The 24,106-nt window shown below is 62.5% G+C and carries 22 protein-coding genes and 1 riboswitch; of the genes, 9 read left to right on the top strand and 13 right to left on the bottom strand.

Features of this window, described 5'->3' with window-relative positions; all coding sequences use genetic code 11:
- The first annotated feature begins 27 nt into the window (after positions 1 to 27).
- Complete coding sequence (locus AC1DNK_RS21280; protein ID WP_477943206.1) at positions 28 to 1,557, top strand: FGGY-family carbohydrate kinase; 1,530 nt, start codon at positions 28 to 30, stop codon at positions 1,555 to 1,557.
- 45 nt (positions 1,558 to 1,602) lie between these two features.
- Positions 1,603 to 3,348 (top strand): glycerol-3-phosphate dehydrogenase/oxidase, encoded by a 1,746-nt coding sequence (locus AC1DNK_RS21285; RefSeq protein WP_477943207.1) that lies wholly within the window; start codon positions 1,603 to 1,605, stop codon positions 3,346 to 3,348.
- Between the two features lie 45 nt (positions 3,349 to 3,393).
- Here the strand turns inward: AC1DNK_RS21285 and AC1DNK_RS21290 are convergent, their stop codons facing one another.
- The 5 genes from AC1DNK_RS21290 to AC1DNK_RS21310 form a co-directional block, all read right to left on the bottom strand.
- Entirely contained in the window at positions 3,394 to 3,870 is a 477-nt protein-coding gene (locus tag AC1DNK_RS21290) for a 6,7-dimethyl-8-ribityllumazine synthase (RefSeq protein ID WP_477943208.1), read from the bottom strand.
- A 112-nt stretch (positions 3,871 to 3,982) separates the two neighbouring features.
- A riboswitch (FMN riboswitch) is annotated at positions 3,983 to 4,126 on the bottom strand.
- 62 nt (positions 4,127 to 4,188) lie between these two features.
- Entirely contained in the window at positions 4,189 to 5,553 is a 1,365-nt protein-coding gene (locus tag AC1DNK_RS21295; protein ID WP_477943209.1) for an FAD-containing oxidoreductase, read from the bottom strand.
- A complete protein-coding gene (locus tag AC1DNK_RS21300; RefSeq protein ID WP_477943210.1) occupies positions 5,550 to 6,011 on the bottom strand; it encodes a DUF4126 domain-containing protein in 462 nt (153 codons plus the stop codon). Before AC1DNK_RS21300 ends, AC1DNK_RS21295 begins: the two co-directional genes overlap by 4 nt.
- 87 nt (positions 6,012 to 6,098) lie before the next feature.
- Positions 6,099 to 7,331, bottom strand: a complete 1,233-nt coding sequence (locus AC1DNK_RS21305) for a flavin monoamine oxidase family protein (RefSeq protein WP_477943211.1) — start codon at positions 7,329 to 7,331, stop codon at positions 6,099 to 6,101.
- Positions 7,332 to 7,442: 111 nt separating this feature from the next.
- Positions 7,443 to 8,381: a LysR family transcriptional regulator gene (locus tag AC1DNK_RS21310; protein WP_477943212.1), complete on the bottom strand. Its 939-nt coding sequence runs from the start codon at positions 8,379 to 8,381 to the stop codon at positions 7,443 to 7,445.
- A 251-nt stretch (positions 8,382 to 8,632) separates the two neighbouring features.
- Here AC1DNK_RS21310 and AC1DNK_RS21315 point away from each other — a divergent pair, with 251 nt between their 5' ends.
- The 7 genes from AC1DNK_RS21315 to mmsB all read left to right on the top strand — a co-directional run bounded on the left by AC1DNK_RS21315 (position 8,633) and on the right by mmsB (position 15,931).
- Complete coding sequence (locus AC1DNK_RS21315; RefSeq protein ID WP_112388453.1) at positions 8,633 to 9,844, top strand: ABC transporter substrate-binding protein; 1,212 nt, start codon at positions 8,633 to 8,635, stop codon at positions 9,842 to 9,844.
- Positions 9,845 to 9,847: 3 nt separating this feature from the next.
- Positions 9,848 to 10,630, top strand: coding sequence for an ABC transporter ATP-binding protein (locus AC1DNK_RS21320; protein WP_477943213.1), 783 nt, complete (start codon positions 9,848 to 9,850; stop codon positions 10,628 to 10,630).
- Entirely contained in the window at positions 10,630 to 11,331 is a 702-nt protein-coding gene (locus tag AC1DNK_RS21325) for an ABC transporter ATP-binding protein (RefSeq protein WP_477943214.1), read from the top strand. The genes AC1DNK_RS21320 and AC1DNK_RS21325 overlap by 1 nt, the downstream gene beginning before the upstream one ends.
- A gap of 218 nt (positions 11,332 to 11,549) precedes the next feature.
- A complete protein-coding gene (locus AC1DNK_RS21330; protein WP_477943215.1) occupies positions 11,550 to 12,437 on the top strand; it encodes a branched-chain amino acid ABC transporter permease in 888 nt (295 codons plus the stop codon).
- Between the two features lies 1 nt (position 12,438).
- The gene (locus tag AC1DNK_RS21335) at positions 12,439 to 13,428 is read left to right on the top strand and encodes a branched-chain amino acid ABC transporter permease (protein ID WP_477943216.1); all 990 of its coding nucleotides are present in this window, start codon (positions 12,439 to 12,441) and stop codon (positions 13,426 to 13,428) included.
- A 16-nt stretch (positions 13,429 to 13,444) separates the two neighbouring features.
- On the top strand, positions 13,445 to 15,040 hold the full coding sequence (locus AC1DNK_RS21340) for a GMC family oxidoreductase (protein ID WP_477943356.1): 1,596 nt from the start codon (positions 13,445 to 13,447) through the stop codon (positions 15,038 to 15,040).
- A 9-nt stretch (positions 15,041 to 15,049) separates the two neighbouring features.
- Positions 15,050 to 15,931, top strand: a complete 882-nt coding sequence (gene mmsB, locus AC1DNK_RS21345; protein ID WP_477943217.1) for a 3-hydroxyisobutyrate dehydrogenase — start codon at positions 15,050 to 15,052, stop codon at positions 15,929 to 15,931.
- Here the strand turns inward: mmsB and AC1DNK_RS21350 are convergent, their stop codons facing one another.
- The 8 genes from AC1DNK_RS21350 to AC1DNK_RS21385 all read right to left on the bottom strand — a co-directional run bounded on the left by AC1DNK_RS21350 (position 15,932) and on the right by AC1DNK_RS21385 (position 23,933).
- Positions 15,932 to 16,690 (bottom strand): fumarylacetoacetate hydrolase family protein, encoded by a 759-nt coding sequence (locus tag AC1DNK_RS21350; RefSeq protein WP_477943218.1) that lies wholly within the window; start codon positions 16,688 to 16,690, stop codon positions 15,932 to 15,934. It lies immediately after the preceding gene.
- A gap of 79 nt (positions 16,691 to 16,769) precedes the next feature.
- The gene (locus AC1DNK_RS21355) at positions 16,770 to 18,137 is read right to left on the bottom strand and encodes an FGGY-family carbohydrate kinase (protein ID WP_477943219.1); all 1,368 of its coding nucleotides are present in this window, start codon (positions 18,135 to 18,137) and stop codon (positions 16,770 to 16,772) included.
- Complete coding sequence (gene rhaM / locus AC1DNK_RS21360; protein WP_477943220.1) at positions 18,134 to 18,454, bottom strand: L-rhamnose mutarotase; 321 nt, start codon at positions 18,452 to 18,454, stop codon at positions 18,134 to 18,136. Before rhaM ends, AC1DNK_RS21355 begins: the two co-directional genes overlap by 4 nt.
- Positions 18,451 to 19,461: an ABC transporter permease gene (locus tag AC1DNK_RS21365; protein WP_477943221.1), complete on the bottom strand. Its 1,011-nt coding sequence runs from the start codon at positions 19,459 to 19,461 to the stop codon at positions 18,451 to 18,453. Before AC1DNK_RS21365 ends, rhaM begins: the two co-directional genes overlap by 4 nt.
- Entirely contained in the window at positions 19,458 to 20,459 is a 1,002-nt protein-coding gene (locus AC1DNK_RS21370) for an ABC transporter permease (protein WP_112388442.1), read from the bottom strand. Before AC1DNK_RS21370 ends, AC1DNK_RS21365 begins: the two co-directional genes overlap by 4 nt.
- Before the next feature lie 9 nt (positions 20,460 to 20,468).
- Positions 20,469 to 22,004, bottom strand: coding sequence for a sugar ABC transporter ATP-binding protein (locus AC1DNK_RS21375; RefSeq protein WP_477943222.1), 1,536 nt, complete (start codon positions 22,002 to 22,004; stop codon positions 20,469 to 20,471).
- A gap of 69 nt (positions 22,005 to 22,073) precedes the next feature.
- Complete coding sequence (gene rhaS / locus AC1DNK_RS21380; protein ID WP_112388441.1) at positions 22,074 to 23,069, bottom strand: rhamnose ABC transporter substrate-binding protein; 996 nt, start codon at positions 23,067 to 23,069, stop codon at positions 22,074 to 22,076.
- A 51-nt stretch (positions 23,070 to 23,120) separates the two neighbouring features.
- Positions 23,121 to 23,933, bottom strand: a complete 813-nt coding sequence (locus AC1DNK_RS21385; RefSeq protein WP_112388440.1) for a DeoR/GlpR family DNA-binding transcription regulator — start codon at positions 23,931 to 23,933, stop codon at positions 23,121 to 23,123.
- Positions 23,934 to 24,106 lie beyond the last annotated feature (173 nt).

The following is a 24,106-nucleotide window of genomic DNA, read 5'->3' on the forward strand; positions in this document are numbered from 1 at the left end:
ACCGGTTGCTGATAGTGAGGAAGGCGAATGCCGAGTCTGCTCGGGATCGATAGTGGCCTGACGGTCACCAAGGCCGTCATTTTCGACATTGACGGCACGCCGCTCGCAGTCAGCAGGCGCCGCGTCACCCAGTTCATTCCCAAGGCTCGCCATATCGAGCGCGACATGGGCGAACTCTGGACGGCAACGGCCGATGCGATCCGCGAGGCGATCGCGCTCAGCAAGCGCCCCGCAAGCGATATCCAGGGTATAGCCGCCACCGCGCATGGCGACGGCATCTATCTGCTCGACGAGGATCAGCAGCCGCTTGGCCGCGCCATCCTGTCGCTTGACAGCCGGGCAGGGCCGATCGTCAACGAATGGACGGACAGTGATGTCGCCGAGAGCGCCATCGAACTGACGGGCCAGATCCCGCACGTCTCCGCACCGTCGGCGCTGCTCGCCTGGATCCGCGAGATGGAGCCCGAGCGCTACAAGCGCATCGGCCATTTCATCAGCTGCAAGGACTGGCTGCGCTTCTGCCTGACGGGGATCATCGGCACGGATCGCACCGAGGCCAGCACCTCCTTCACCGACGTGAAGACACAGGATTACAGCCAGGATGCGCTGCGGCTCTTCGGCCTGCAGAAGCTCGTTCACGCCTTGCCGCCAGCTTCGCGCTCCGACCAGATCGTCGGCCGGGTGACGCGCGAGGCCGCAAATCTGACCGGCCTCGCCGAAGGCACGCCCGTCATGGCGGGTCTGCATGATGTCACCGCCTCGGCGCTCGGCGCCGGGGGATACGGCAAGGGCGTCGTCGCCATCATCGCCGGCACCTACTCGATCAACGAAACACTATCGTCGGAACCGCGCGTCGACAGGCGCTGGTTCTGCCGCAACGGCATTGCGCCCGGCATCTGGAACAGCATGTCGATCTCGCCGGCCTCGACGGCCAATTACGACTGGTTTCTCGACAAGCTCTGCGCCGCCGAGCGGGCCGAGGGCGAGACGAACGGCCGCTCCGTTCATGCCTTGCTTGGGCCGGAGATCGATGCGGCCTTCCAGCGGCCTTCGACGGCGCTGTTCCATCCCTATCTCTTCGGTTCGCCTTATGGCGCTGAGGCGAGCGCCGGGTTCTTCGGGCTCGGCGGCTGGCACGACCGTGGCGACATGCTGCGGGCCGTACTTGAGGGTATTGCCTTCAACCACCGCATCCATGTCGATGCTCTGCGCGACGGGTTCTCGTTCGACCGCGCTCGTCTGGCGGGCGGCATCTCGCGCAATCCTGCCGTCGTGCAGATGTTTGCCGATATCCTCGGCATGCCGGTCACCGTGACCGAAACCGACGAAGCAGCGGCCTGGGGCGCGGCGCTCTGCGCCGGATCGGGCGCTGGAATCTATGACGATCCGCAAAGCGATCCGCGCGATACCGCAAGCATCGAGAAAACCTGCCAGCCGGACCCGGCGCGCAGCGCCGACTACGAGAAGCGTTACCAGGTATTTCGCGAGATCGCCGATGCCATGACGCCGCTCTGGCCGAAGATTGCGGCGCTGGCGCCCGATCAGGCTGCAAACTGAAATGAATGATGCCTGCCGCGGCGGGCGATTTAGGACGATGACATCATGACAGCCGATCTGCAGCAGCGCTTCTCCGATCTCGGCGAGGGCGACATCGACGTCCTCATCATCGGCGCGGGCATCAACGGCGCCGGGCTGTTTCGCGATCTCTCTGTGCAGGGCGTCAATTGCCTGATCGTCGACAAGGCCGATTTCGGTTCAGGCACCAGCGCTGCGCCCTCGAGGCTCATCCACGGCGGGCTGAAATATCTCGAGACCGGCGAATTCGGCCTCGTCGCGCAATCGACGCTGGAGCGCAACCTCTTGCTCAAGAACGCGCCGCATTGCGTCGAGCCGCTGCCGACCTTTATCCCGGTCTTTTCCTGGACGCGTGGCATATGGGCGGCGATCCGCACACTCTTCGGCTCCAAGACGGCGCCGCGCAGCCGCGGTGCGGTGCTGATCAAGATTGGCCTGCGGCTCTACGACTTTTTCGGTTCGCGCGATCAGGTGATGCCGAAGCACCGGCTGATCCTGAGGAAGCAGGCCCGCAAGGAAATGCCGCATGTGACCCCAGCGATCGTCGCCGGCGGCATCTATTATGACGCAAAGATCAGCCGGCCTGAGCGGCTGGTCTATGAACTCGTGCGCGATGGCCTCGATGCCAATCCGAAAAGTCTGGCTGCCAATTTCACCACGATGGAAACGGTCTCAGGCGGGTCGCTGACATTCCGGCAGGCCGATGGCCGCGAGTTCGCGGTAAAGCCGAAGCTGGTCGTCAACGCTGCTGGTCCCTGGATCGATCATGTCAACGCGGCCCTCGGCGCGCCCTCGAAGATGATCGGCGGCACCAAGGGCTCACATATCCTGCTCGACCATGCCGAACTGGTGCGCAGCCTCAACGGCCATATGATCTATTTCGAGGCCGACGACGGCCGCATCTGCCTTGTTTATAGCTATCTCGGCCTGGCGCTGGTCGGCTCGACCGATATCCCGGCCGATAATCCCGATGACGTTCGCTGCGAGGAACCGGAGACCGACTATTTCCTCGAGAGCGTTCGTTCCCTGCTGCCGACGCTACGCTTCGACCGCGATCAGATCGTCTACAGCTATAGCGGCATCCGTCCGCTCCCGGCATCGGATGCGACGGCACCGGGCCTCATCAGCCGCGACCATTCCGCGCCGGTTAAGGAACCCGAAGGCAGCCGCCCGTTCGCGATCGTCTCGCTGATTGGCGGCAAGTGGACGACGTTCCGTGGCTTCGCCGAAGAGGTTGCCGATACCGTTCTCGCGCGTCTGCAGCGGAGCCGCAGCGAATCGACCCGCTATCTTGCGATCGGCGGCGGCAAGGGCTTTCCCGCCGATGGCGAGAAGCGAGGCCACTGGATCAAGGATCTGGCAGCGAAAGGGAGCGTGACGATCGAGCGCGCCGACGAATTGCTGGGCCGGTACGGTACGACGGCCACGGCGATCCTCACATTCGCTTCGGTTCATTCCGACGATACCAGGCTGACCGGCGCGTCACAGCACAGCTTCAAGGAAATCGACTGGATCACCCGCAACGAACTCGTCGTCCATCTGGCCGATATCGTGCTTCGCCGCACGACGCTGGCGATCGAGGGGCGCCTGACGATCGAGGGATTGCGGGAAATCGCCGGCATCGCAGCCGCAGCTTTGGGCTGGGACGAGGCGCGTGTCGAAAGCGAAATCGCCGACGTCACCGGTCAGCTGAGCCGTTTTCACGGCCAGGTGCTGACGAGCACTGCACCGGCCACGGAGCGCGGCAAGGCGCCCCGCTTTAGCGCGAATTGATCAATGCGCCGGATGATTTTCCGGCGCATTATTCTGCTCTACCGATCAGAGTGCGGCGACCGCGAGATTGCTGCGGGCCTCAAGGATCGCCCGGCAGGCATTGGCCGCTTCCTGGCCCTTGATGACGAAGTGGTTCATGAAGAACTCGATATGCGCTTCGCTTTCCTGGAAGTGGTGCGGCGTCAGCACCGCCGACAGTACCGGCACATTGGTATCGAGCTGGACGCGCATCAGGCCGTCGAGAACGGTTCCGGCAACGAAGTCGTGCCGATAGATGCCGCCGTCGACGACGAAGGCGCAGCCGAGGATCGCCGCATACTTGCCGGTCCGGGCCAGCGTCTGCGCATGGAGCGGGATTTCAAGCGCGCCAGGCACGTCGAAGATGTCGACCTCTGCCGCGTTGGTGCTCTGTGCCTTCCATGTCGAGATGAAGGAATTCACGCATTGATCGACGATACCGGCGTGCCAGCGGGCACGCACGATGGCGATCCGGTGACCCTGCGGTTTGGTTGCTATTGTCATGTCTCTGCCTTTCAAGGGTGCCATCTCTGGCTGTTGCTTCGAGCCGCCGCGGCGGCCCAATTCTCCCTTGGGCGAACAGCATCAGTCACCTCTCCCTGGAGAGGTTCTGCCTGCATGCTCTCTTCCATCCGGACTATACCGTCGGCTCCGGCATCTCACCGGATCTGCTGACCTTCCATTGCTGGAAGCGCTCGCGGGCTCCGGGGGTAAACCCGATACCGCCGGTGGGGAATTGCACCCCGCCCTGAGAACGGGGCGAGGTAAATCCAAAACCGCCAAGAATGCAAGCCCGAAAACGGCGTCAGATGGCCTGCCTGATCACACCGGCTTGAGATCGCCGATGATCGTTGGAATGAGCTCCGAGACCGTCGGATGGATCGGCACCGACCATTGCAGCACCGGATAGCGGGTTCCCGCATTCATCGCATCGATGATGCCATGGATCGCCTCGTCGCCCTCGATGCCCAGGAAGGCGGCGCCGAGGATTTCCTTGGTCTCCGCATCGGCGACGATCTTCATGAAACCCTTGGTCTCGCCGCGTTCGTTGGCGCGGCCGACTCGGCTCATCGGCCGTTTCGAGACCAGCACCTTGCGGCCTGAGGCGCGTGCCTGTTTCTCGGTAATTCCCGCGCGGCCGAGCGGCGGGTCGATATAGAGCGCATAGGCTGGAATGCGGCTGGAGACCCTGCGGTCGCCGCCATCCAGCAGGTTGGCGGCGGCGATCTCGAAATCGTTATAGGATGTATGCGTGAAGGCGCCATGGCCGTTGCAGTCGCCGAGCGCATAGATGCCGTCGACATTGGTCATTAGCCGGTCATCGACGGTGATGAAGCCGCGCTTGTTGGTCGCGACGCCAGCCGCTTCGAGGCCGAGATCGCCGGTATTCGGCGTGCGGCCGGTGGCGACGAGGACATGGCTTGCCTGGATGTCCGGCTTGCCAGCCAGTGACACTGTCACGTCATCTCCGTTCTTGGCGAAAGCGATGTTCTCCGCGCCGGTGTGAACCGTGATGCCGTCGGAAACGACGATCTCCTCGATCGCATCCGAAACATCCTCGTCCTCGCGGGAGGCGAGCTTCGGACCGCGTTCGATAACCGTCACCTCGGCGCCAAAGCGGCGGTACATCTGCGCGAATTCCAGGCCGATATAGCTGCCGCCGATCACCACGAGATGGCGGGGCAGGGTATCGAGCTGGATGATCGAGGTGCTGGTAAGATAGTCGATATCGGCAAGGCCTGGAAAATCCGGGATTGTCGGGCGGGCGCCGACATTCAGGAAGATCAGCGGCGCGGTCAGCGTCTCGCCGTTCACCTCGACGGTCTTGGCGCCAGTGAATGTCGCATGGCCGTAGATGACCTCCATGGTCTTCATGCCCGAGAACCAGCCGATCAGGCCGTTGCGGGCATTCATGGTCACCGTCTCGGCGCGCTTGCGCACCGTCTTCATGTCGATCTCAATGGCGCCGGAAATCCTGACGCCGTAGTCGCCGCCGGTCCGGGCCACATGCGCGGCGCGGGCACTGGCGACCAGCGTTTTTGTTGGCATGCAGCCGGCATTGACGCAGGTGCCGCCGAGATATTTGCGCTCGATCAGCGCCACCTTCATGCCCTTCTCGGCCATGCGGGCAGCGAGAAAGGGGCCGGCCTGACCGGCCCCGATGAAGATGGCGTCAAGGGTCTTCATGCGACGGCCGATACGATCAGGAGCGCGCCGACGATGGCGATCGCGTCCTCGATGAGGGCTGCCGGCGTATCCTTGCCGAAGGCGGCAGCAAGCTTGCCGCGGACGGCAGCCCCGCCGAGCGTCCCAACGATGGCGCCGATAACGCCGGCGATCAGGCCACCCACCAGCGAGCCGCCGGATGCGCCGATCGTGGCGCCGGTCAGCGCGCCCATGATGATGCGGGCGCCGAACTGCATCGGCACCTTGCGGCTGGGCGTGGTCGGCAGCTGGTCAGTGATCAGCTCAACGGCGGCCAGCACCGTGAATATCCACGGCGTCCATTTGTAACCCATGAAGGCAAGCGGCGTCTGCGAGACATCGAACCAGCCGAGGGCTGCGCCCCATGCGACGGCGGCCGGTGCGGTCATGGCCCGAAGGCCGGCAATGATCCCGATCAAAAATGCAAGCAATAGAAGCATGCGAGGGGTCCCCTTCCTCTGCGAATGCCGAAACGGCACGGTCAGCGTGGCATAAAGCTCTACCGGTTGCAATTGGGGGATACGGCTCTACCGGCCGAGCGCCTGCAGCGCTTCTTCGGCGACCCGAAGCCCGCTTTCATAGGCGCCGTGCGCGGTCGAGAAATCCGTGCGGTTGGTTGCTTCGCCGGCGAAGAAGATGCGGTTGTCGAACGGCCGTGCCAGGGCCTGCCGTGCCGCTGCATGGCCGGGCAGAGCATGGCTGTAGCCGCCGCGGATCGAGGAGGTGTTGGTCCACTCGGACGCGGCAAGCGGGCGAAGTTCCCTGTGAATGCCGGAGCCGAACAGCGCCGAAAGCTCCTCCATCGCCCGCGGAAAAGCCGCTTCCGGGTTTTCAGCCACGGCCCGGGCACCGCTTCCGCCGAGGAAGACCTCGATGACGGGCTTGCCGAAGGGGCGGATATAGTAGCTCGCCGTCCTGGGATCGCGCGGATTGCCGATCACATGGCTTTCGTCGTCGAAACTGTGACCGCCGGTGATTTCGAAATAGAGCTTTTCGTTGTTGCCGAGCGGCAGCTGCAATGCGGCCTCGCGCCATGGGTCGAGCGAGGAGGGCATGGCGATGGCATCGCTGGCGAGCACATTGGTGGAAACGGTGATGACCAGTGCTCGCGGCCTGATGGTCCCGCGCTCCGTCCGCAGCGTCAAACGGCTGCCGTCGAGGGAGATCGACTGGATCGGCGTTGCCAGATGAAGCTCGACCGAAACCGGCATCGTGGCGGCGACAAGCGCGCCATAGCCGGTCTCCAGACGCCAGTTGTTCTCCGTCGAGGCCTCGTCATAGGCGGCATAATCCTCTGCCGATATGCGCTCCAGCTCGTCGCCGCTGATATAGCCGCTCAGCGCCTGCATATAGGCAAGCCAGGGCTCGCCGGGCTCCACAGCGTCGATGGCACAGTCGCTTGGCGGAGGTGCCTCGGCAACTCGCTCGGCCCAGCGGCCAAAGGCAGCGCGGGCGGCATCCCGCTCGGCGCGCGGAAAACCGAAATCGCGATCCTGCCGGTGCCAGGCGCTTGGTCTGCTATCGACCTTAATGCCGGCCTCTTCGGCAATCCGCGTCCAGGGATTGCGGTCGGCCGAATGCAGCCAGCCGCAGCCGAGATCGATCGCGGCAACAGGCGTGTTCAATGTCCAGGCGCGGCCGCCGATCCGGGGCAGGGCTTCGAAGACCGAAACGGAAAGGCCGCTCTTTGCAAGCCTTCCTGCTGCGCCGACGCCTGCGGCGCCCGCTCCGATGATGGCAATATCCGGTTCTGAATTCATGGGGCAAATGGACTCGAAAAGATGGCGCATCATGGACCCTGCCTCAGGCCACACGCAAGCCGCTTCGCGCCCCCGCCGGTACGCCAGGTTTTCGCGGGACTGCCGGGATGATCAGCCGCCCCTGCGGGCGGCCGGTGTCGCGAAGGGCGGAATGAAGCGTGCATCCGGCCAGGTGACGGCCTCGCGCAGAAAGTCGATGACGGCGCGCACCCTCGGTGCCTGCTTCTGGTCCTGGTGGCAGGTGATCCAGTAGCTGCGGCTCAAATCCACTTCATCAGGCAGCACGCACTCGAGCTCGGGATAGCGACTGGCGAAGAAATAGGGGAGCACGCAGAGCCCAAGCCCGTTTCGCGTCGCGGTCAGCTGCGCGAAGATGCTGGAGCTCTGGAATTGCGGCTTGATGCGCGGATGAACGTCACCGAGGTAATCGAGCCCCGGCGCGAAGATCATCTCTTCGATATAACTGATGAAGGGATGCAACAGCAGATCCTCGCGGCTGACGACCGGGGCGTTGGCGGCCAGATAGTCTCGCGAGCCATAGACCTGCAGATGATAGTCGGTGAGTTTCTCGGCGTAATAGGGACCGCCCTTCGGCTCGTCGAGGACGACGGTGATGTCGGCTTCCTTGCGCGACAGCGACATGATCTGCTGGATCGTCACCAGCTCCAACGACAGATGGGGATGACGCTCGGCAAATTGCGGCAGCACCGTCGCAAAGAAGAAATTCGCAAACCCTTCCGGGGCACTCAGCCGCACCACGCCGCGCTGCGCCATCGCGCCGGTGGTAAGATCAGCCCGCAGCCGCTCTGTCTCCAGCTCCATCTTCTCGGCCGTCTCGACGAAGCGGTTGCCCATCGCCGTCAGCACATAGCCGCGCGGATTGCGCTCGAAGAGCTTGACCTTCAGCGCGAATTCCAGCCGGTCGATCCGCCGTGATACGGTGGCATGACTGCTCCGGAGCTGTCGCGCCGCAGTCGACAGCTGCCCGGTTCTGGCCACGGCTAGAAAAAACTGCAGATCGTCCCAAGTAAACTGCGAGGAGTTGGTCATCGAAGGTCCGTGCTGGCCTTAGTCTTTGGTCTAATGCGGCTTCGCCTGATGCTCTGCAGAGAGGCCGGTTTCAGCACTTTCGGTACGGTTCTGTGCAAAAATGAACAGATACTGTTTGGAATTATTTGTAAACGCTTGGTTGCCTCATCGCGGAAATTCCGTGATCGTGGGCGTTGAGTGGCTGCCTTGAGGAGGGTGGCTCATCAAATTTGAACAGATCGCGATCTGCCAATCTCTGGGAGGAGAGACTTATGCGAAAGAGCTTCATTGCGTCACTTGCATTTCTTCTGGCAAGCAGCACGGCCGTTTTCGCCCAAAGCGGGGCGGTGTCCGACGGCAAGGTCAAGATCGGCATTCTGAACGATCAGTCCGGCGTCTATGCCGATTTCGGCGGCAAGTCTTCGGTCGAGGCCGCCAAGATGGCGGTCGAGGATTTCGGTGGCAAGGTGCTCGATATGCCCATCGAGATTGTCGATGCCGACCACCAGAACAAGCCCGATGTCGCCTCCAACATTGCTCGCCAGTGGTATGACACCGAGCAGGTAGACGCGATCATGGAGCTGACGACCTCCTCGGTGGCGCTCGCCGTCCAGGCGGTTGCCAAGGAAAAGAAGAAGATCGATATCGTCACCGGTGCGGCGACCACCGATCTGACCGGCAAGGCCTGCAGCCCCTACGGCTTCCATTGGGCCTATGACACCCATGCACTGGCGGTCGGCACGGGCGGCGCCCTCGTCAAGCAGGGCGGCGACAGCTGGTTCTTCCTGACGGCCGATTATGCCTTCGGCTATTCGCTTGAGCAGCAGACCGGCGACTTCGTCAAGGCCAATGGCGGCACGATCGTCGGCTCCGTGCGTCATCCGCTGTCCAGTCAGGACTTCTCGTCCTTCCTGCTGCAGGCGCAGTCCTCAGGCGCCAAGGTCATCGGCCTGGCGAACGCCGGCCTCGACACAGCGAATGCCATCAAGCAGGCGGCCGAATTCGGCATCGTCCAGGGCGGCCAGCGGCTTGCCGCATTGCTCTTCACGCTCGCCGAAGTGCACGGCCTCGGCCTCGAAGCGGCCCAGGGCCTGACGCTGACAGAAGGCTTCTATTGGAACCGCGACGATGAAAGCCGTGCGTTCGGCAAGAAGTTTTTCGACCGCACCGGCAAGATGCCGAACATGATTCACACAGGCACCTATTCCGCCGTTCTCCAGTATCTGAAAGCCGTCCAGAAGGCCGGCACGGATGAGACGGAAGCGGTGGCCAAGCAACTGCATGAAATGCCGGTCGACGACGTCTTCGGCCGCGGCGGCACTGTTGGCGCCAACGGCCGGATGATCCATGACATGTACCTGCTGCAGGTGAAGAAGCCCGATGAAAGCAAGGAGCCGTGGGACTACTTCAACGTGCTCGCCACCATCCCGGGCAAAGAAGCCTATATCGACCCCGCCAAGAGCGGCTGCGATCTGGTGAAGTGATCGATGGCGGTTTCCGCACCAGTCAATAATGCGAAGCCGCGGGTGGTGCTTTCCGCCCGCGGCCTTCGCCGGGATTTCGGCGGCTTCACGGCCGTGAAAAATGTCGATCTCGATGTCCATGATGCCAGCGTCCATGCGCTGATCGGCCCGAACGGGGCGGGCAAGACCACGGTCTTCAACCTGCTCACGAAGTTCCTGCAGCCGACGGCGGGCACCATCATGCTGATGGGCACCGACATCACCAGGACGCCGCCCGACCGGGTGGCGCGCATGGGCCTCGTCCGCTCCTTCCAGATTTCGGCGGTCTTTCCGCATCTGACCGTGCTCGACAACGTCCGTGTCGCCTTGCAGCGGCCGAACAATCTGTCGACACAGTTCTGGCGGCCGCTTTCGGCGCTCGACCAGCTGACGGGCAGAGCCGAGCAGCTGCTGGCCAGTGTCGGCCTATCCAAGGAGCGCGATGCGCTGGCCGCCGATCTTTCCTACGGCCGCAAGCGCGTGCTGGAGATCGCCACCACGCTGGCGCTCGATCCCAAGGTATTGCTGCTCGACGAGCCGATGGCCGGCATGGGGCAGGAGGATGTCAGCGTCGTCTCCGCCATCATCCGCGACGTCGCCCGCGATCGCGCGGTGCTGATGGTTGAACACAATCTCTCCGTCGTCGCCAATATCTGCCAGCAGGTGACCGTGCTCCAGCGCGGCGAAATCCTGGCCGAGGGCGATTACGCCACCGTCAGCCAGGACCCGCGCGTGCGCCAGGCCTATATGGGCTCGGAGGAGGGCTGATGGCGGCGCTGCTCGAAATCCAGGGCCTCAATGCCTGGTACGGCGAAAGCCATATCCTGCACGGCATCGACATGACCGTCGGCGAGGGCGAGACGATCACCATCCTCGGCCGCAACGGCGTCGGCAAGACGACGACACTGCGCACCATCACCGGCATCGTGCGGGCGCGGAAGGGCAGGATCAGCTTTGCCGGAACCGACATGATGCAGGTGCCGCTGCACAAGACGGCGCATAAGGGCATCGGCTTCGTGCCCGAAGAGCGCGGCATCTTCTCGACGCTGACAGTTTCGGAAAACCTGCTGCTGCCGCCAGTCGTGGCGCCGGGCGGCATGACCGTCGATGAAATCTACGAGCTCTTTCCGAACCTTTACGAGCGGCGCGCCAGCTCCGGCACAAAGCTTTCCGGCGGCGAGCAGCAGATGCTGGCGATCGCCCGGGTGCTGCGCACCGGCGTGAAGATGCTGCTGCTCGATGAGCCGACGGAAGGGCTTGCTCCCGTCATCGTCCAGCGCATCGGCGAAGTGCTGAAGACGCTGAAGCAGCGTGGCATGACGATCCTGCTCGTGGAGCAGAACTTCCGCTTCGCCAGCCGCATTGCCGATCGGTTTTACCTGATGGATCACGGGCAAATCGTGTCGGAATTCCCGGTTGGGGAACTGCCGCAGCGGATGGATACGCTGCACAAGGTTTTGGGGGTTTAGGGTATGGTTGTGAACCTGAATGAGACCTCCATATCCGCCACCAATACCTCCCTGATCCCTGTGCTTGTCACAGGGATCCAGCAGCGCTGCGTCTGCGGCGCGGAGGACTCTTTTCACGCGAAAGACTTCGCGTGGCTGGATTCCTGTGACAAGCACAGGAATGAGGGATGCGGAGAGGGTGCCGTGACGCCTTTCGCCTACCTCGAGGGGGCGAGCCCATGACCATGATCTTCGGCATCCCCGTCCAGGCGCTTCTCGGCCAGCTCTTGATCGGCCTGATCAACGGCTCCTTCTACGCGCTGCTGAGCCTTGGCCTCGCCATCATCTTCGGCCTGCTGCGCGTCATCAACTTCGCCCACGGCGCGCAATACATGCTCGGCGCCTTCGTCGCCTATCTGATGCTCGCCTATGGCGGCATCGGCTATTGGCCGGCGCTAATCCTGGCGCCTGTGGTCGTCGGTCTGTTCGGCGCGGTGGTTGAGCGGCTGTTTCTCCGGCGGCTCTATGATCTCGATCCGCTCTATGGCCTGCTCTTCACCTTCGGCATGGCGCTGGCGATCGAGGGGACGTTTCGCTATCTTTACGGCTCCTCCGGCCAGCCCTATGCGACGCCCGCAGCACTTGCCGGCGGCACCAATCTGGGCTTCATGTTCCTGCCGATCTATCGCGGCTGGGTGGTTATCGTCTCGCTGATCGTCTGCATCGGCACATGGCTGCTGATCGAGAAGACCAAGCTCGGCGCCTATCTGCGCGCCGCGACCGAGAACACCACGCTGGTGCAGGTTTTCGGCGTCAACGTTCCGCTGCTGCTGACGCTGACTTATGCATTGGGAGCCGGTCTTGCCGCTTTCGCCGGGGTGCTGGCCGCGCCGATCTATCAGGTCTCGCCACTGATGGGCTCGAACATTATCATCGTCGTCTTCGCCGTCGTGGTCGTCGGCGGCATGGGCTCGATCATGGGTGCCATCATCACCGGCTATGTGCTCGGTATCGCCGAAGGCCTGACGAAGGTTTTCTATCCTGAGGCGTCGAACATCGTGATTTTCGTGATCATGGCGATCGTGCTTCTCATCAGGCCCGCGGGCCTCTTCGGCCGGGATGCGTGACATGACAGACATCACCGAAACCATCCGCACGGAAAAAAGCCGCACTGCCCTTTCGGTGCAGGCAGCCTTTCTCGTCATCGGCCTGCTGCTGCTCGTGGTCGCGCCGTTCTTCTTCTACCCGATCTTCCTGATGAAGCTGCTCTGCTTCGCGCTCTTTGCCTGCGCCTTCAACCTGCTGCTCGGCTATACCGGACTGCTCTCCTTCGGCCATGCGACCTTCTTCGGTGGCGCGGCCTATTTCACGGCCTATACCGTGAAATCCTGGGGTTTCCCGCCCGAACTCGGCATCCTGACCGGCGTCGCCGGCGCGGCGCTTCTCGGGCTGGTGATGGGCTATCTGGCGATCCGGCGGCAGGGGATCTATTTCGCGATGGTGACGCTGGCGCTATCGCAGATGTTCTTCTTCTTCTGCCTGCAGGCGAAGTTCACCGAGGGGGAGGACGGCATCCAGTCCGTTCCGCGCGGCCATCTCTTCGGCCTCATCGATCTGAACGATTCCACCAACATGTATTTTTTCGTGCTGGCGGTGTTCCTGATCGGCATGCTGCTGATATGGCGCTTCATCAACTCCCCCTTCGGCATGATCCTGAAGTCGATCCGCGAAAACGAGCAGCGGGCGATCTCGCTCGGCTATTCCGTCGCCCGCTACAAGCTTGGCGCCTTCGTCATGTCGGCAGCGCTTGCCGGGCTCGCGGGCGCCGTCAAATCGCTGGTCTTCCAGTTCGCGACGCTGACCGATGTCGCCTGGCAGATGTCGGGCGAGGTGATCCTGATGACGCTGCTCGGCGGTATCGGTACGCTGATCGGGCCAATCTTCGGCGCCGGGCTTGTCGTCACCCTGCAGAACTATCTGGCGACCTCGGAATTTCCGGTGACAATCATCACCGGCATCGTTTTCATGGTCTGCGTCCTGATCTTCCGCCGTGGTATCGTCGGCGAGTTCTATGCGTCGCGGATCGGCCGCATGCTGGGCTTTGTCTATCGCCGCTGAGCGGCCGGTGCTGAAGATGGATCGCTACGACTATATCATCATCGGCGCAGGCAGCGCGGGCTGCGTGCTGGCCAACAGGCTGTCCGAAGACCGCAACAACCGGGTGCTTCTGCTGGAAGCCGGTGGCAGTGACAACTACCACTGGATCCACATTCCTGTCGGTTATCTCTATTGCATCAACAACCCGCGCACCGACTGGTGCTTCACCACGGCGCCGGAGGATGGCCTGAACGGCCGCGCGTTGAATTACCCCCGCGGAAAAGTGCTCGGCGGCTGCTCGTCGATCAACGGCATGATCTATATGCGCGGCCAGGCCCGCGACTACGATCTCTGGCGGCAGATGGGCTGCACCGGCTGGAGCTGGGACGATATTCTACCGTTCTTCCGCAAGTCCGAGGATCACTATCGCGGCAAGGACCAGATGCACGGCGCCGGTGGCGAATGGCGGGTGGAGAAGGCGCGCGTCAAATGGGCAGTGCTCGATGCCTTCCAGCAGGCGGCCAAGGAAGCCGGTATCCCCGTGACCGACGACTTCAACCGCGGCACCAACGAGGGCTCCGGGTATTTTGACGTAAACCAGCGCTCCGGTATTCGCTGGAACGCCACCAAGGCTTTTCTCCGCCCGGCGATGAAGCGCGGCAATCTCAAGGTTCTGACCAAGGCGCAGGTGCGGCGGCTGCTGATCGAGGAGGGCGCTGTTACAGGCGTCGAGTTCCAGCATGGCGGCGTTGCCAAGCGTGCCTATGCGTCGAAGGAAACAGTCCTTTCGGCGGGGGCGATCGGCTCGCCGCATATTCTGGAGCTCTCGGGCATCGGCCGCGGGGACGTGCTGCAAGATGCCGGGATCGATGTCGTCAGCGAGGTTAGGGGCGTCGGCGAGAACCTGCAGGATCATCTGCAGCTGCGCCTCGCCTACAAGGTGACGGGCGTTCCGACGCTGAACGAGAAGGCGACGAAGCTGATGGGCAAGGCGGCGATCGGGCTCGAATATCTGCTGCGCCGGTCGGGGCCGATGGCGATGGCGCCGAGCCAGCTTGGCATCTTCACCCGCTCGGGGCCGGACAAGGAAACGCCCGATCTGCAATATCACGTCCAGCCGGTATCGCTCGACAAGTTCGGCGACCCCGTGCATGCCTTTCCGGCGATCACGGCCAGCGTCTGCAATCTGAGGCCCGAGAGCCGTGGCTCGGTGCATGTCTCGAGCCCGGATTTTGCCGCGCAGCCCATCATCGCGCCGCGATACCTCTCGACGGAACGCGATCGCGACATAGCTGTCAGATCGATAAAGCTGACACGGCGGATCGTCGCCCAGCGGTCCTTCGCCCGTTTCAATCCCGAGGAGTTCAAGCCCGGTCCTGCCTATCGAAATGATGAGGAGCTCGCGCAGGCCGCAGGCGATATCGGCACGACGATCTTCCATCCCGTCGGCACCTGCCGGATGGGCGGTGACCGCGACAGTGTCGTCGATCCGCGGCTGCGATTCAGGGCGCTCGCCAGGCTCCGGATCGCCGATGCCTCGGTCATGCCGTCGATCACCTCGGGCAACACCAATTCGCCTGTCATCATGATTGCCGAGAAGGCAGCCAGCATGATCCTCGAAGACAACAGATAGGAGACGTCAATGGCACGGATCGCGTTTATCGGCCTCGGCAACATGGGTGGTCCGATGGCCGCCAATCTGGTGAAGGCGGGTCATGAGGTGAGCGGCTTCGATCTCGCTTCGACGGTGTTGAAGGCCGCGGAGGAGGGTGGCATAAAACCTGCCAGCCACGCGAGCCAAGCGGTCAAGGGTGCCGAGATCATCCTCACCATGCTGCCGCAGGGCAAGCATGTGCTGACGGCCTGGGCGGATATCCTGCAATCGGCCGAAAAGGGCTCGCTCGTCATCGACTGCTCGACCATCGATGTAGAGAGTTCGCGCAAGGCGCATGAGCTGGCGCATGGCGCCGGTTGCCTGTCACTCGACGCACCAGTCTCTGGCGGGACGGGCGGGGCGACGGCAGGAACGCTGACCTTCATGGCCGGTGGATCGGACGAGAGCTTTGCCAAGGCAAAGCCCATCCTCGAGGCGATGGGCAAGAAGATCGTCCATTGCGGCGAGGCGGGCGCCGGGCAGGCGGCGAAGATCTGCAACAACATGATCCTGGGCATTTCGATGATCGGTGTCTGCGAGGCCTTCGTGCTTGCGGAGAAGCTTGGTCTCGAACATCAAGCACTGTTCGACGTCGCCTCGACATCGTCGGGCCAATGCTGGTCGATCAACAGCTATTGCCCGGTTCCGGGGCCGGTTCCCGCGTCGCCCGCCAACAACGACTACAAGCCAGGCTTTGCGGCGGCATTGATGCTGAAAGATCTGCGGCTGTCGCAGGAGGCGGCGCTTGCCAGCGGCGCCTCGACACCGCTGGGTGCCGAAGCTGCACAGCTCTACGCTCTGTTCGAAAAGCTCGGCAATGGCGGAAAGGACTTTTCCGCCATCATCGAGATGTTTCGCAACAGGGAGTGATTACCGCACCAGCGCCAGCTGCATCCTCGCATCGCCGAGCGTCACATCGAGTTCGCCGGCTGTTGCGACCTCGATCGCACCGCAGAGCGAGCCTGTCGTGATCACTGCGCCTGCGCGCAGCGAGCTGTCCGGACGGAACGTGTCATTGGCATAATCGACCAGCCAGGTGAGAACGTCGACCTTCACATGCTTGGCGGCCGCATCGTAGATCGGCTGGCCGTTCAACATCACCTTCAAGGGCGTACCGGTGCAGGTATCAAGGATCGATCGCGGCATCACCGGGCCGAGCACGTAGCCGAGATTGGCAAGGCGGTCGGCGAGGAACAGCAGCGGGGAGATCTTGCTGCCTTCGGCAACGGCCGTCCAGGACATCTCGACGCCGAGATAGGCGTCAGCAATGGCGTCGGCGACTTCCGAGCGCGTGTACTTGCCGCTTGTGCGGATCGGCAGATCCTTGCCGAGGCGAACGGCGATCTCCGCTTCGAACTTCGTGCCGGCGACCCAGGGCAGCTTCGCGCCGGAGACGGCTTCGAAATAGGGATGCAGCGGGGCAGTGACCGGCTGATTGTCCATCGGCATCGAGACCTTCCAGGCGTTGCTGCGAATGCCTTCTTCAGCCGAGAGGAAGTTCTGCGCGTCCATGGCCTGGCGGTGGTCGCCGGGCAGCGGGAATTCCGCGGTGGAAGCCTGCTTGCCCGCGTGGCGAAGGCCTGCAAGCTTGGCCGCGAGGGCGCGCGGATCGAAGGTCGAATCTGTCATGGTTTATCCTCCACCTGATGTGTGCGCGCAAACTAGCCGCTCGGGTTAGATGGGGTAAAGGGCGAGCTTGGAAAGACTGTTATTCCGTCAGCGCATACCAGGCGGCGCGATAGGCCTCCAAACCGTCAACAGCAAAGGGCTCGAAGCGTGTTTCCTGTGTTGCAGCCGGCTTGACGCCAGTGAGAAGCGAGGCGCCCTGGCTGGTGCCGGTCGAGCCGGGAAGGGCGATCACTTTCCGCTGCGTCAGCGCTGCGAGAAGGATAAGATAGGTGCTGTTTGCGGCAAACGGTCCTTCGACGATCACTGGCCCCTTGGCGCCGATCAGGCCGAGGCACGCCTCGTTCATCAGCGCCAGATAGAGGCAGGCAGCAGTGTAGCGTTCGGCCGTGCTGGCATCGCCGGCGTTCAGCCATTGCTTTTCGCGTCCGGGGAAGGGGCCGGAGCCCGGCGCGACGTTCGGCAGTAGCATGATCTTGCGGGCGATCACGGCAGGCAGCGCTGCAAGCGCCTCGTTCGCAGGCACGGTGCCGATCTCGGCGGAGAGGGTTTCGAATTCCCGGCCGCCCATGAAGCGCGAGGAGGGGACGGCGCGGCCATAGGCATCGACATTGGCGAGCGCATCGCGCCGGGGGTCGAGATGTTCGAGATCGCCGCCGACGCCGAAATTGATCACCCAGGTGCCGGTCGAGACGACGGCGAAGGGGGCTTCCCGCGAAACCAGATGCGGCAACAGGGATGCATTGGAATCGTGAATGCCACAATAGACGGGGACGGAGGCGCCAATCTCCGCGGCTATCTCCCGCCGGACCGGGCCGAGTGCGTCGAAGGCGGAGCGGATCGGCGCCATGAGGCTGCGGATACCGAGCGTATCGACCAGAGAGGAGTATTCACCGTTCTCAGGGTTCCAGAGGTCGGTGTGGCAGCCGAGCGATGTCGCCTCGTTGGCGGCAACACCGGTCAGCCGCGCGGCCCAATATTGCGGATAGGTGACGATCGCAGCGGCCTTGGCGAACTCGTCAGGGAAGGCTGTCTGCTGGTAATGCAGCTGGGCACCGATATTCAGTCCCATGGTCTGGCGCGGCGAGTAGGTCTCGCTGAAGGGCGGGCGGAGCGCCGTGTAGGCGTCGCGGATCGGCTGCGGGTACTCGTGCTCGTAATCCAGCACAGGCATGGCCAGCGTGCCGTTGGCGTCGAGCAGAGCAGCAGAAGCGCCGTGCGTGGTGATCGAGATCGCGTCGAACCCTGGCGCCTTGGCGAAGCGCTGGAAGGCATCGAGCATAAAGGACCAGAGCGCCTCGATGTCATAATGCGGATAGAGGCCGTCCTTCAGGACCGTATTCGCCATCCTGGCGACGGCGATTTCCTCGCCGGTCGCCGCGTCGAGAACCACGACCTTGGCGTTGGTCTTGCCGATATCGAGAACGGCGATGCGGCTGTAGTCGGTCATGGCATATGGAAGACGGTGACGAGGTCACTCTGGACGGGGGAATTGTCAGGATTGGTTTCCATGATATCGCCCATATGCGCCCACCACTTTTTCATGACGGGATGTTCGGGAAGGCTCGCCATGGTGTGATCGGTTGGCCGCGTCAGCACTCCGAACAGCATGTTCGTCTCGCGGTCGAGATGGATCGAGTAGTCGCTGGCACCGGATTTGCGCAGGAGATCAACGAGTTCCGGCCAGATCTCGTCGTGACGCTTGCGGTATTCGGCTTCCATGCCCGGATTGAGCTTCATCTTGAAGGCGTGCTTTTCGAGAGTCATTTCGAGCTCATGGCTTTGATACGGCGGGCGACGATCGGGATGGCGATGGTGATGATCAGCAGCAGGCCGATGAAAATCGACATGACGATGCCGGGCACGTTGAGAAGGCCGAGTCCGAAGGTCACGAGACCCATGACGAAGGCGGCGATGACGACACCGCCGATCGTGCCGGAGCCACCGAGGATCGACACGCCGCCGAGCACCACCATGGTCACCACTTCGAGCTCCCAGCCCTGCGCGATCGAGGGACGCGTGGATCCCAAGCGCGAAGTCAGGCAGACGGCGGCAATGCCGCTCATCACGCCGGTCAGCATGAAGAGGATGAATTTGACGCGCTCGACCGGAATGCCGGAGAAGCGGGCGGCGAAATCGTTGTTACCGATCGTATAGACCTGACGGCCGAAATTCGTGGCGTGCAGCAGGATAGCAAAGAGGATCGCCAGCACGATGAACAGCACGAATTCGAAGGAGAAGACCCAGAAGACATAGCCCTGGCCGAAATAGGCGAAATCGGCCGGGTATTTTCCATAGGCCTGGTCGCCAAGCACGATATAGGAAATGCCCCGGAAAAGGCTCATCGTGCCGATCGTGACGACGATCGACGGCAGTTTCAGCGCCGAGACGAGGAAGCCGTTGAAGAGGCCGCAGGCGAGGCCCGTACCTATGCCGATGGCAACTAGACCGGGTGTTCCGACGCCGGCCTGGGCTGCTGCGCCCATCGCCGTCGAGGCAAGGGCGATGATGGCCGCCACCGACAGATCGATCTCACCGGCGATGACCAGCAGCGCCATGGCGAAGGCGATCATCGCCTTTTCGGTGAAGTTGAAGGTCGCGTCCGAGAGGTTCCAGGCATCGAGGAAATAGGGCGAGGCCACGGAATTGAAGATGAAGATCAGGACAGCGACGCCGAACAGCAGCACTTCCCAGCTCGACATGATGCGGCGGAATGGCGTGCCCAGACGATCGGGAATGACGCGTTTTTCAGGTGTGGCGGAAACGGTGCTCATGCTGCCACCTCGATTGGCGTTTCGGCTGCGGCCTTGTCACGCAGGATGATACGGCCGCGGTTGCGCTCGCGTCTGGCGTTGAAGACGACGGCGAGAATGATGACGGTTCCTGAAATCGCCATCTGCGTGAAGGGCGAGATGCCGATGACCGGCAGGGCGTTCTTGATGACACCGAGGAAAAGCGCGCCAAGCACCGTGCCGACAACCGAGCCGACGCCGCCGGCAATCGAGATGCCGCCGATGACGCAGGCCGCGACGCTGTCGAGCTCGAAGCCGTTGGCAATATCGACATAGGCGACCGCATAGCGCGACACCCAGAGATAGCTCGCAAGACCGGCCAGCGCGCCAGACAGCACGAAAGCCAGGAATTTCGTCCAGCCGGTGTCGATACCGGCATAGACGGCCGCCGTCGGATTGCCGCCGGTCGCATAGGCGGATCGGCCGAACTGAGTATATTTCAACACCACATACATGATCAGCACGATGACGATCCCGACCCAGCCGAGAACCGGAAGACCGAGGATCGGCGTGCGCGGAACGGAGAGGAAGGTCGGCGTCATCTGGTGGGCGTTGACCCAGGCACCGCCCGAGAGCACGAAAGCCATGCCGCGATAGATGGTGAGCGTGCCCAAGGTCACGACGATCGGCGGTATCTCCAGCGCCCAGACCAGGAAACCGTTGATGGCGCCAAGGCAGGCGCCGATGGCGATGGCGGCAATGATCAGCACGGCCAGCGGCAGATCGGGATAGGCGGCATTCATCATCGCAATCGCCATGCCGGTGAAGGCCAGATTGGCGGCGACCGACAGGTCGATCGACTTCGTCAGGATCACCGTCATCTGCGCCAGCGCCAGGATGATGAGGATCGAGGTGTCGTTGAAGATACCGGCGAGATTGTCGGGCGTTGCGAAATCGGCGGCGCGCGTCGAGAAGACGCCGATCATCACGACGATGATAAGGAAGAGCAGGGTTTCCCGTTTTCTGATCAGTCTTGCCATGCTTTTCCCTCACGCATTTCCGGTCGCCGCGCGCACCAGCGCCTCGGGCGAAAGCTTGTCGCGGTCGTAGAGGCCGGCCGAAAGGCCTTCCTTCATGACCAGCACGCGGTCTGACATGCCGATGATTTCAGGCAGTTCGGACGAGATCATGATGATCGACAGGCCCTCGGCGGCGAGCTCGCTGATGAAGCCGTGGACGGCGGCCTTGGAGCCGATGTCGATGCCCTTGGTCGGCTCGTCGAGGATGATGACCTTCGGCATGGTGGCGAGCCACTTGCCGATGACAACCTTCTGCTGGTTGCCGCCCGACAGCGTGCCGACGGGAACGGAGAGCGCCGCGGCGCGCAGATCCAGCCGCTCGGCATATTTGCGGGCGAGCGCGAATTCATTGGCGGCCTTCAAGAAGCCCTTGCGCGAGGTGCGCGTCAGCGATGGCAGCGTCATGTTCTGGTAGATCGGCATCGGCAGGGCCAGGCCATGGCGGCCGCGCTCCTCCGGCACGTAGACGATACCGGCGCGGATCGCATCGAGCGGCGAGCCGATCGAAATCTCCTGTCCCTCCAGCGTCAACGTGCCTGACAGAGGCTTGGTGATGCCGAAAAGCGACTGGCAGAGTTCGGAGCGCCCGGCGCCGATCAGGCCGTAGATGCCAAGGATTTCGCCCTTGCGGAGCGTGAAGGTGATATCGCGGAATTCCGTGCGATGACAGTATCTCTCGACGCTGAGAACCGGAGCGCCGATCGCCACGTCGATCTTCGGAAAGGCGTTCTCGACATCGCGGCCGACCATCAGCTTGATGATCGCATCCTGCGGCGTTTCCTTCAGGCGCCCGGCGCCGACGGCCTTGCCGTCGCGGAAGACCACGAAATTGTCGGCGATCTCATAGACCTCGTCGAACTTGTGGCTGATGAAGAGGATCGCCTTGCCCTTGGCCTTCAATCCCTGCACGATGCGGAAGAGATCGTCGATTTCCTTGCGGGAAAGCGCGGCCGTCGGTTCGTCCATGATGACGATGCGGGCCTCGATCGACAATGCGCGGGCGATCGCCACGAGATGGCGCTGCGCGATCGAGAGGTCCTTCAGGCGGATCGTCGGGTCGATATTGCTTTCCAGCGAGATCAGCAGCTCGCGCGAGCGCTCGTTCATCGCCTTCCAGTCGATGGTGCGGAAGCGGGTCTTCGGCGCATGGCCGAGGAAGATGTTTTCGGCGACCGTCAGCTCGTCGAAGAGCACAGTCTCCTGATGGATGGCGGTGACGCCAGCGTCGATCGCAGCCTGCGCGCTCGTGAAGCTGACGGCCTGCCCATCGACGATGATTTCGCCCTCGTTGGGGCGGTAGATGCCGGTGAGGATCTTGACCAGCGTCGACTTGCCGGCGCCGTTTTCGCCGATCAGGGCTGTGACCTTGCCGGGATAGAGCGCGATGCTGACATTATCGAGCGCTTTGACACCCGGAAAGATCTGCGAGATGCCGCGCATTTCCAGAATGGCGGGCGCGTCAGCGGGCACAGCGGCCTGTACGGATTCTTGAAGGGCAGCGGTCATCGGCAAAACCATGAAGAAAGAGAAGCCCGGCGGCACGAAGCCGCCGGGTGTTCATGCGGGTTTCGAAGATCAGAAGACCTTGGAGAACTGGTCGATGTTCGAAGCGTTGTAGACGAACGGATCGGACATGGCGGCTTCGCCCTTGTCGTCGATCTTGATCTTGCCCATGCGGCCGGCTTCAATTTCCGTGCCCGGCTTGCCATCGGCATCACCCTTGACGAGGTGATAGGCGATCTGCGTTGCCGAGTAACCGAGGTCGATCGGGTTCCAGATGGCGAATTCCTTCGTCGCGCCGGACTTGATCGCGCCCGCCATTTCGGACGGCAGGCCGAGGCCGGTTACGTAGACCTTGCCGACGAGACCCTTGTCTTCGACAACCTTGGAAGCGGCCAGTACGCCGACCGTCGTCGGAGCGACGATGACCTTGACGTTCGGGTTGGACTTCAGCAGGCCTTCGGCTTCGCGGTAGGACTTGTCCGAGAGGTCGTCGCCGTAAACGGTGGTGACGAGGTTCAGGCCGGCGAAGTCCTTGAGCTGCTTCTTCATCTGGTCGATCCAGATGTTCTGGTTCGTCGAGGTCGTCGTTGCCGACAGGATGGCGAAGTCGCCCTTGCCGCCTTCGAGGTGATCCTTGACGAGCGTCAGGCACATCTTGCCGATCAGCTCGTTGGAAGACGGGTTGAGCTGCAGGATACGGCCTTCAGGCGCAACACCCGAATCCCAGGAGATGACCTTGATGCCGCGCTGAGCAGCCTTCTTGAGTGCCGGAACGACGGCATCCGGATCGTTCGCCGAAATCGCGATGGCATCGACGCCCTGTGCGATCAGCGAGTTGATGACTTCGATCTGGCCTTCGGCCGTCGTCGAGGTCGGGCCGGTATAGATGACTTCTACGCCGCCGAGTTCCTTGGCTGCTTCCTGCGCGCCCTTGTTGGCAGCATCGAAGAAGCCGTTGCCCAGCGACTTCACGACGAGACCGATCTTGATGTCCTTGGCGCTGGCCGAGCCGGCCATCATGGCGACGGCAAATGCCACGCCGATTGCCAGTTTCTTTGCGAGTTTCATGCTTTCATCCTCCCACGTTGATTAAGTCTAACGACATCCGGCCGGCGCCCCTCAGGCGACCGACGAGGAATCCTCCCTTGCGGCCTGCGCCGCGGCGCTCGCAATCACGAGCTTGATACCTGCATCCTCGATCATTCGGACGGATTCCTCCGGAATTCCATCGTCGGTAATGATCGTCGAAACGCGCTCGAGCGGGCACAGAATGAGGCTCGAGCGGCGGCGGAACTTGCTGGAGTCGACCATGACGACAAGCTCGTCGGCCTGGTGCATCAGCTTCTGTTCGCTCTGAATGATCTGCGCATCGGCTTCCATGATGCCGTGCGGGCCGACGCCCTGGGCGCCGAAGAAGAAGCGGCGCGCATAGAAATGGCGGATCGCGTCGTTGTCGAACGGCGAAAGAATGAGGCTCTGCTCGCGATAGATGACGCCGCCGGGCACGGTGACGGTGTTCTTCGAATGCTTCACCAGATGCTCGGCAATCGCGAAGGAATTGGTCATCACCTGCATCCGATGGCCGGACATGAAGTGGACCATCTGGAATGTCGTGGTGCCGCCATTGATGATGATGGCATCGCCGGGATCGCAGAGATCAACGGCGGCGCGGGCGATTGCGCGCTTCTTATCGATATTGACTGATTCTGAAACCCGGAACGGGCGGCCCGCCAGATTTCCGAGCTGCGGCGGATGAACGGCTTCGGCGCCACCGCGAACGCGGCGGATCTTGCCCTGTACGTGAAGAGCCGCAATGTCACGACGGATCGTGGCCTCGGAAGCCTCGGTCAGTTCAGCGATATCCTGTATCGTGACGACCGACTTTTCCTGTACCGCGCTCATGATGATGCGATGGCGTTCGCGTTCGTGCATTGGTTCCTCCGTGTCACATTTATTTCGTATCGGTTAAAAGCTGTCAATCAAAAACGATCAAGAATTTTCATATTGCGCTGCACAATAATTGTTTTTGATCGTTTTCGATTGACAACGCGCATTTTCTTGAGCGATACCCGTCACGACAAGAGCGTGGATTGCTCCGCGCAAAA

It is taken from the genome of Rhizobium sp. 01N424, from assembly GCF_056399485.1.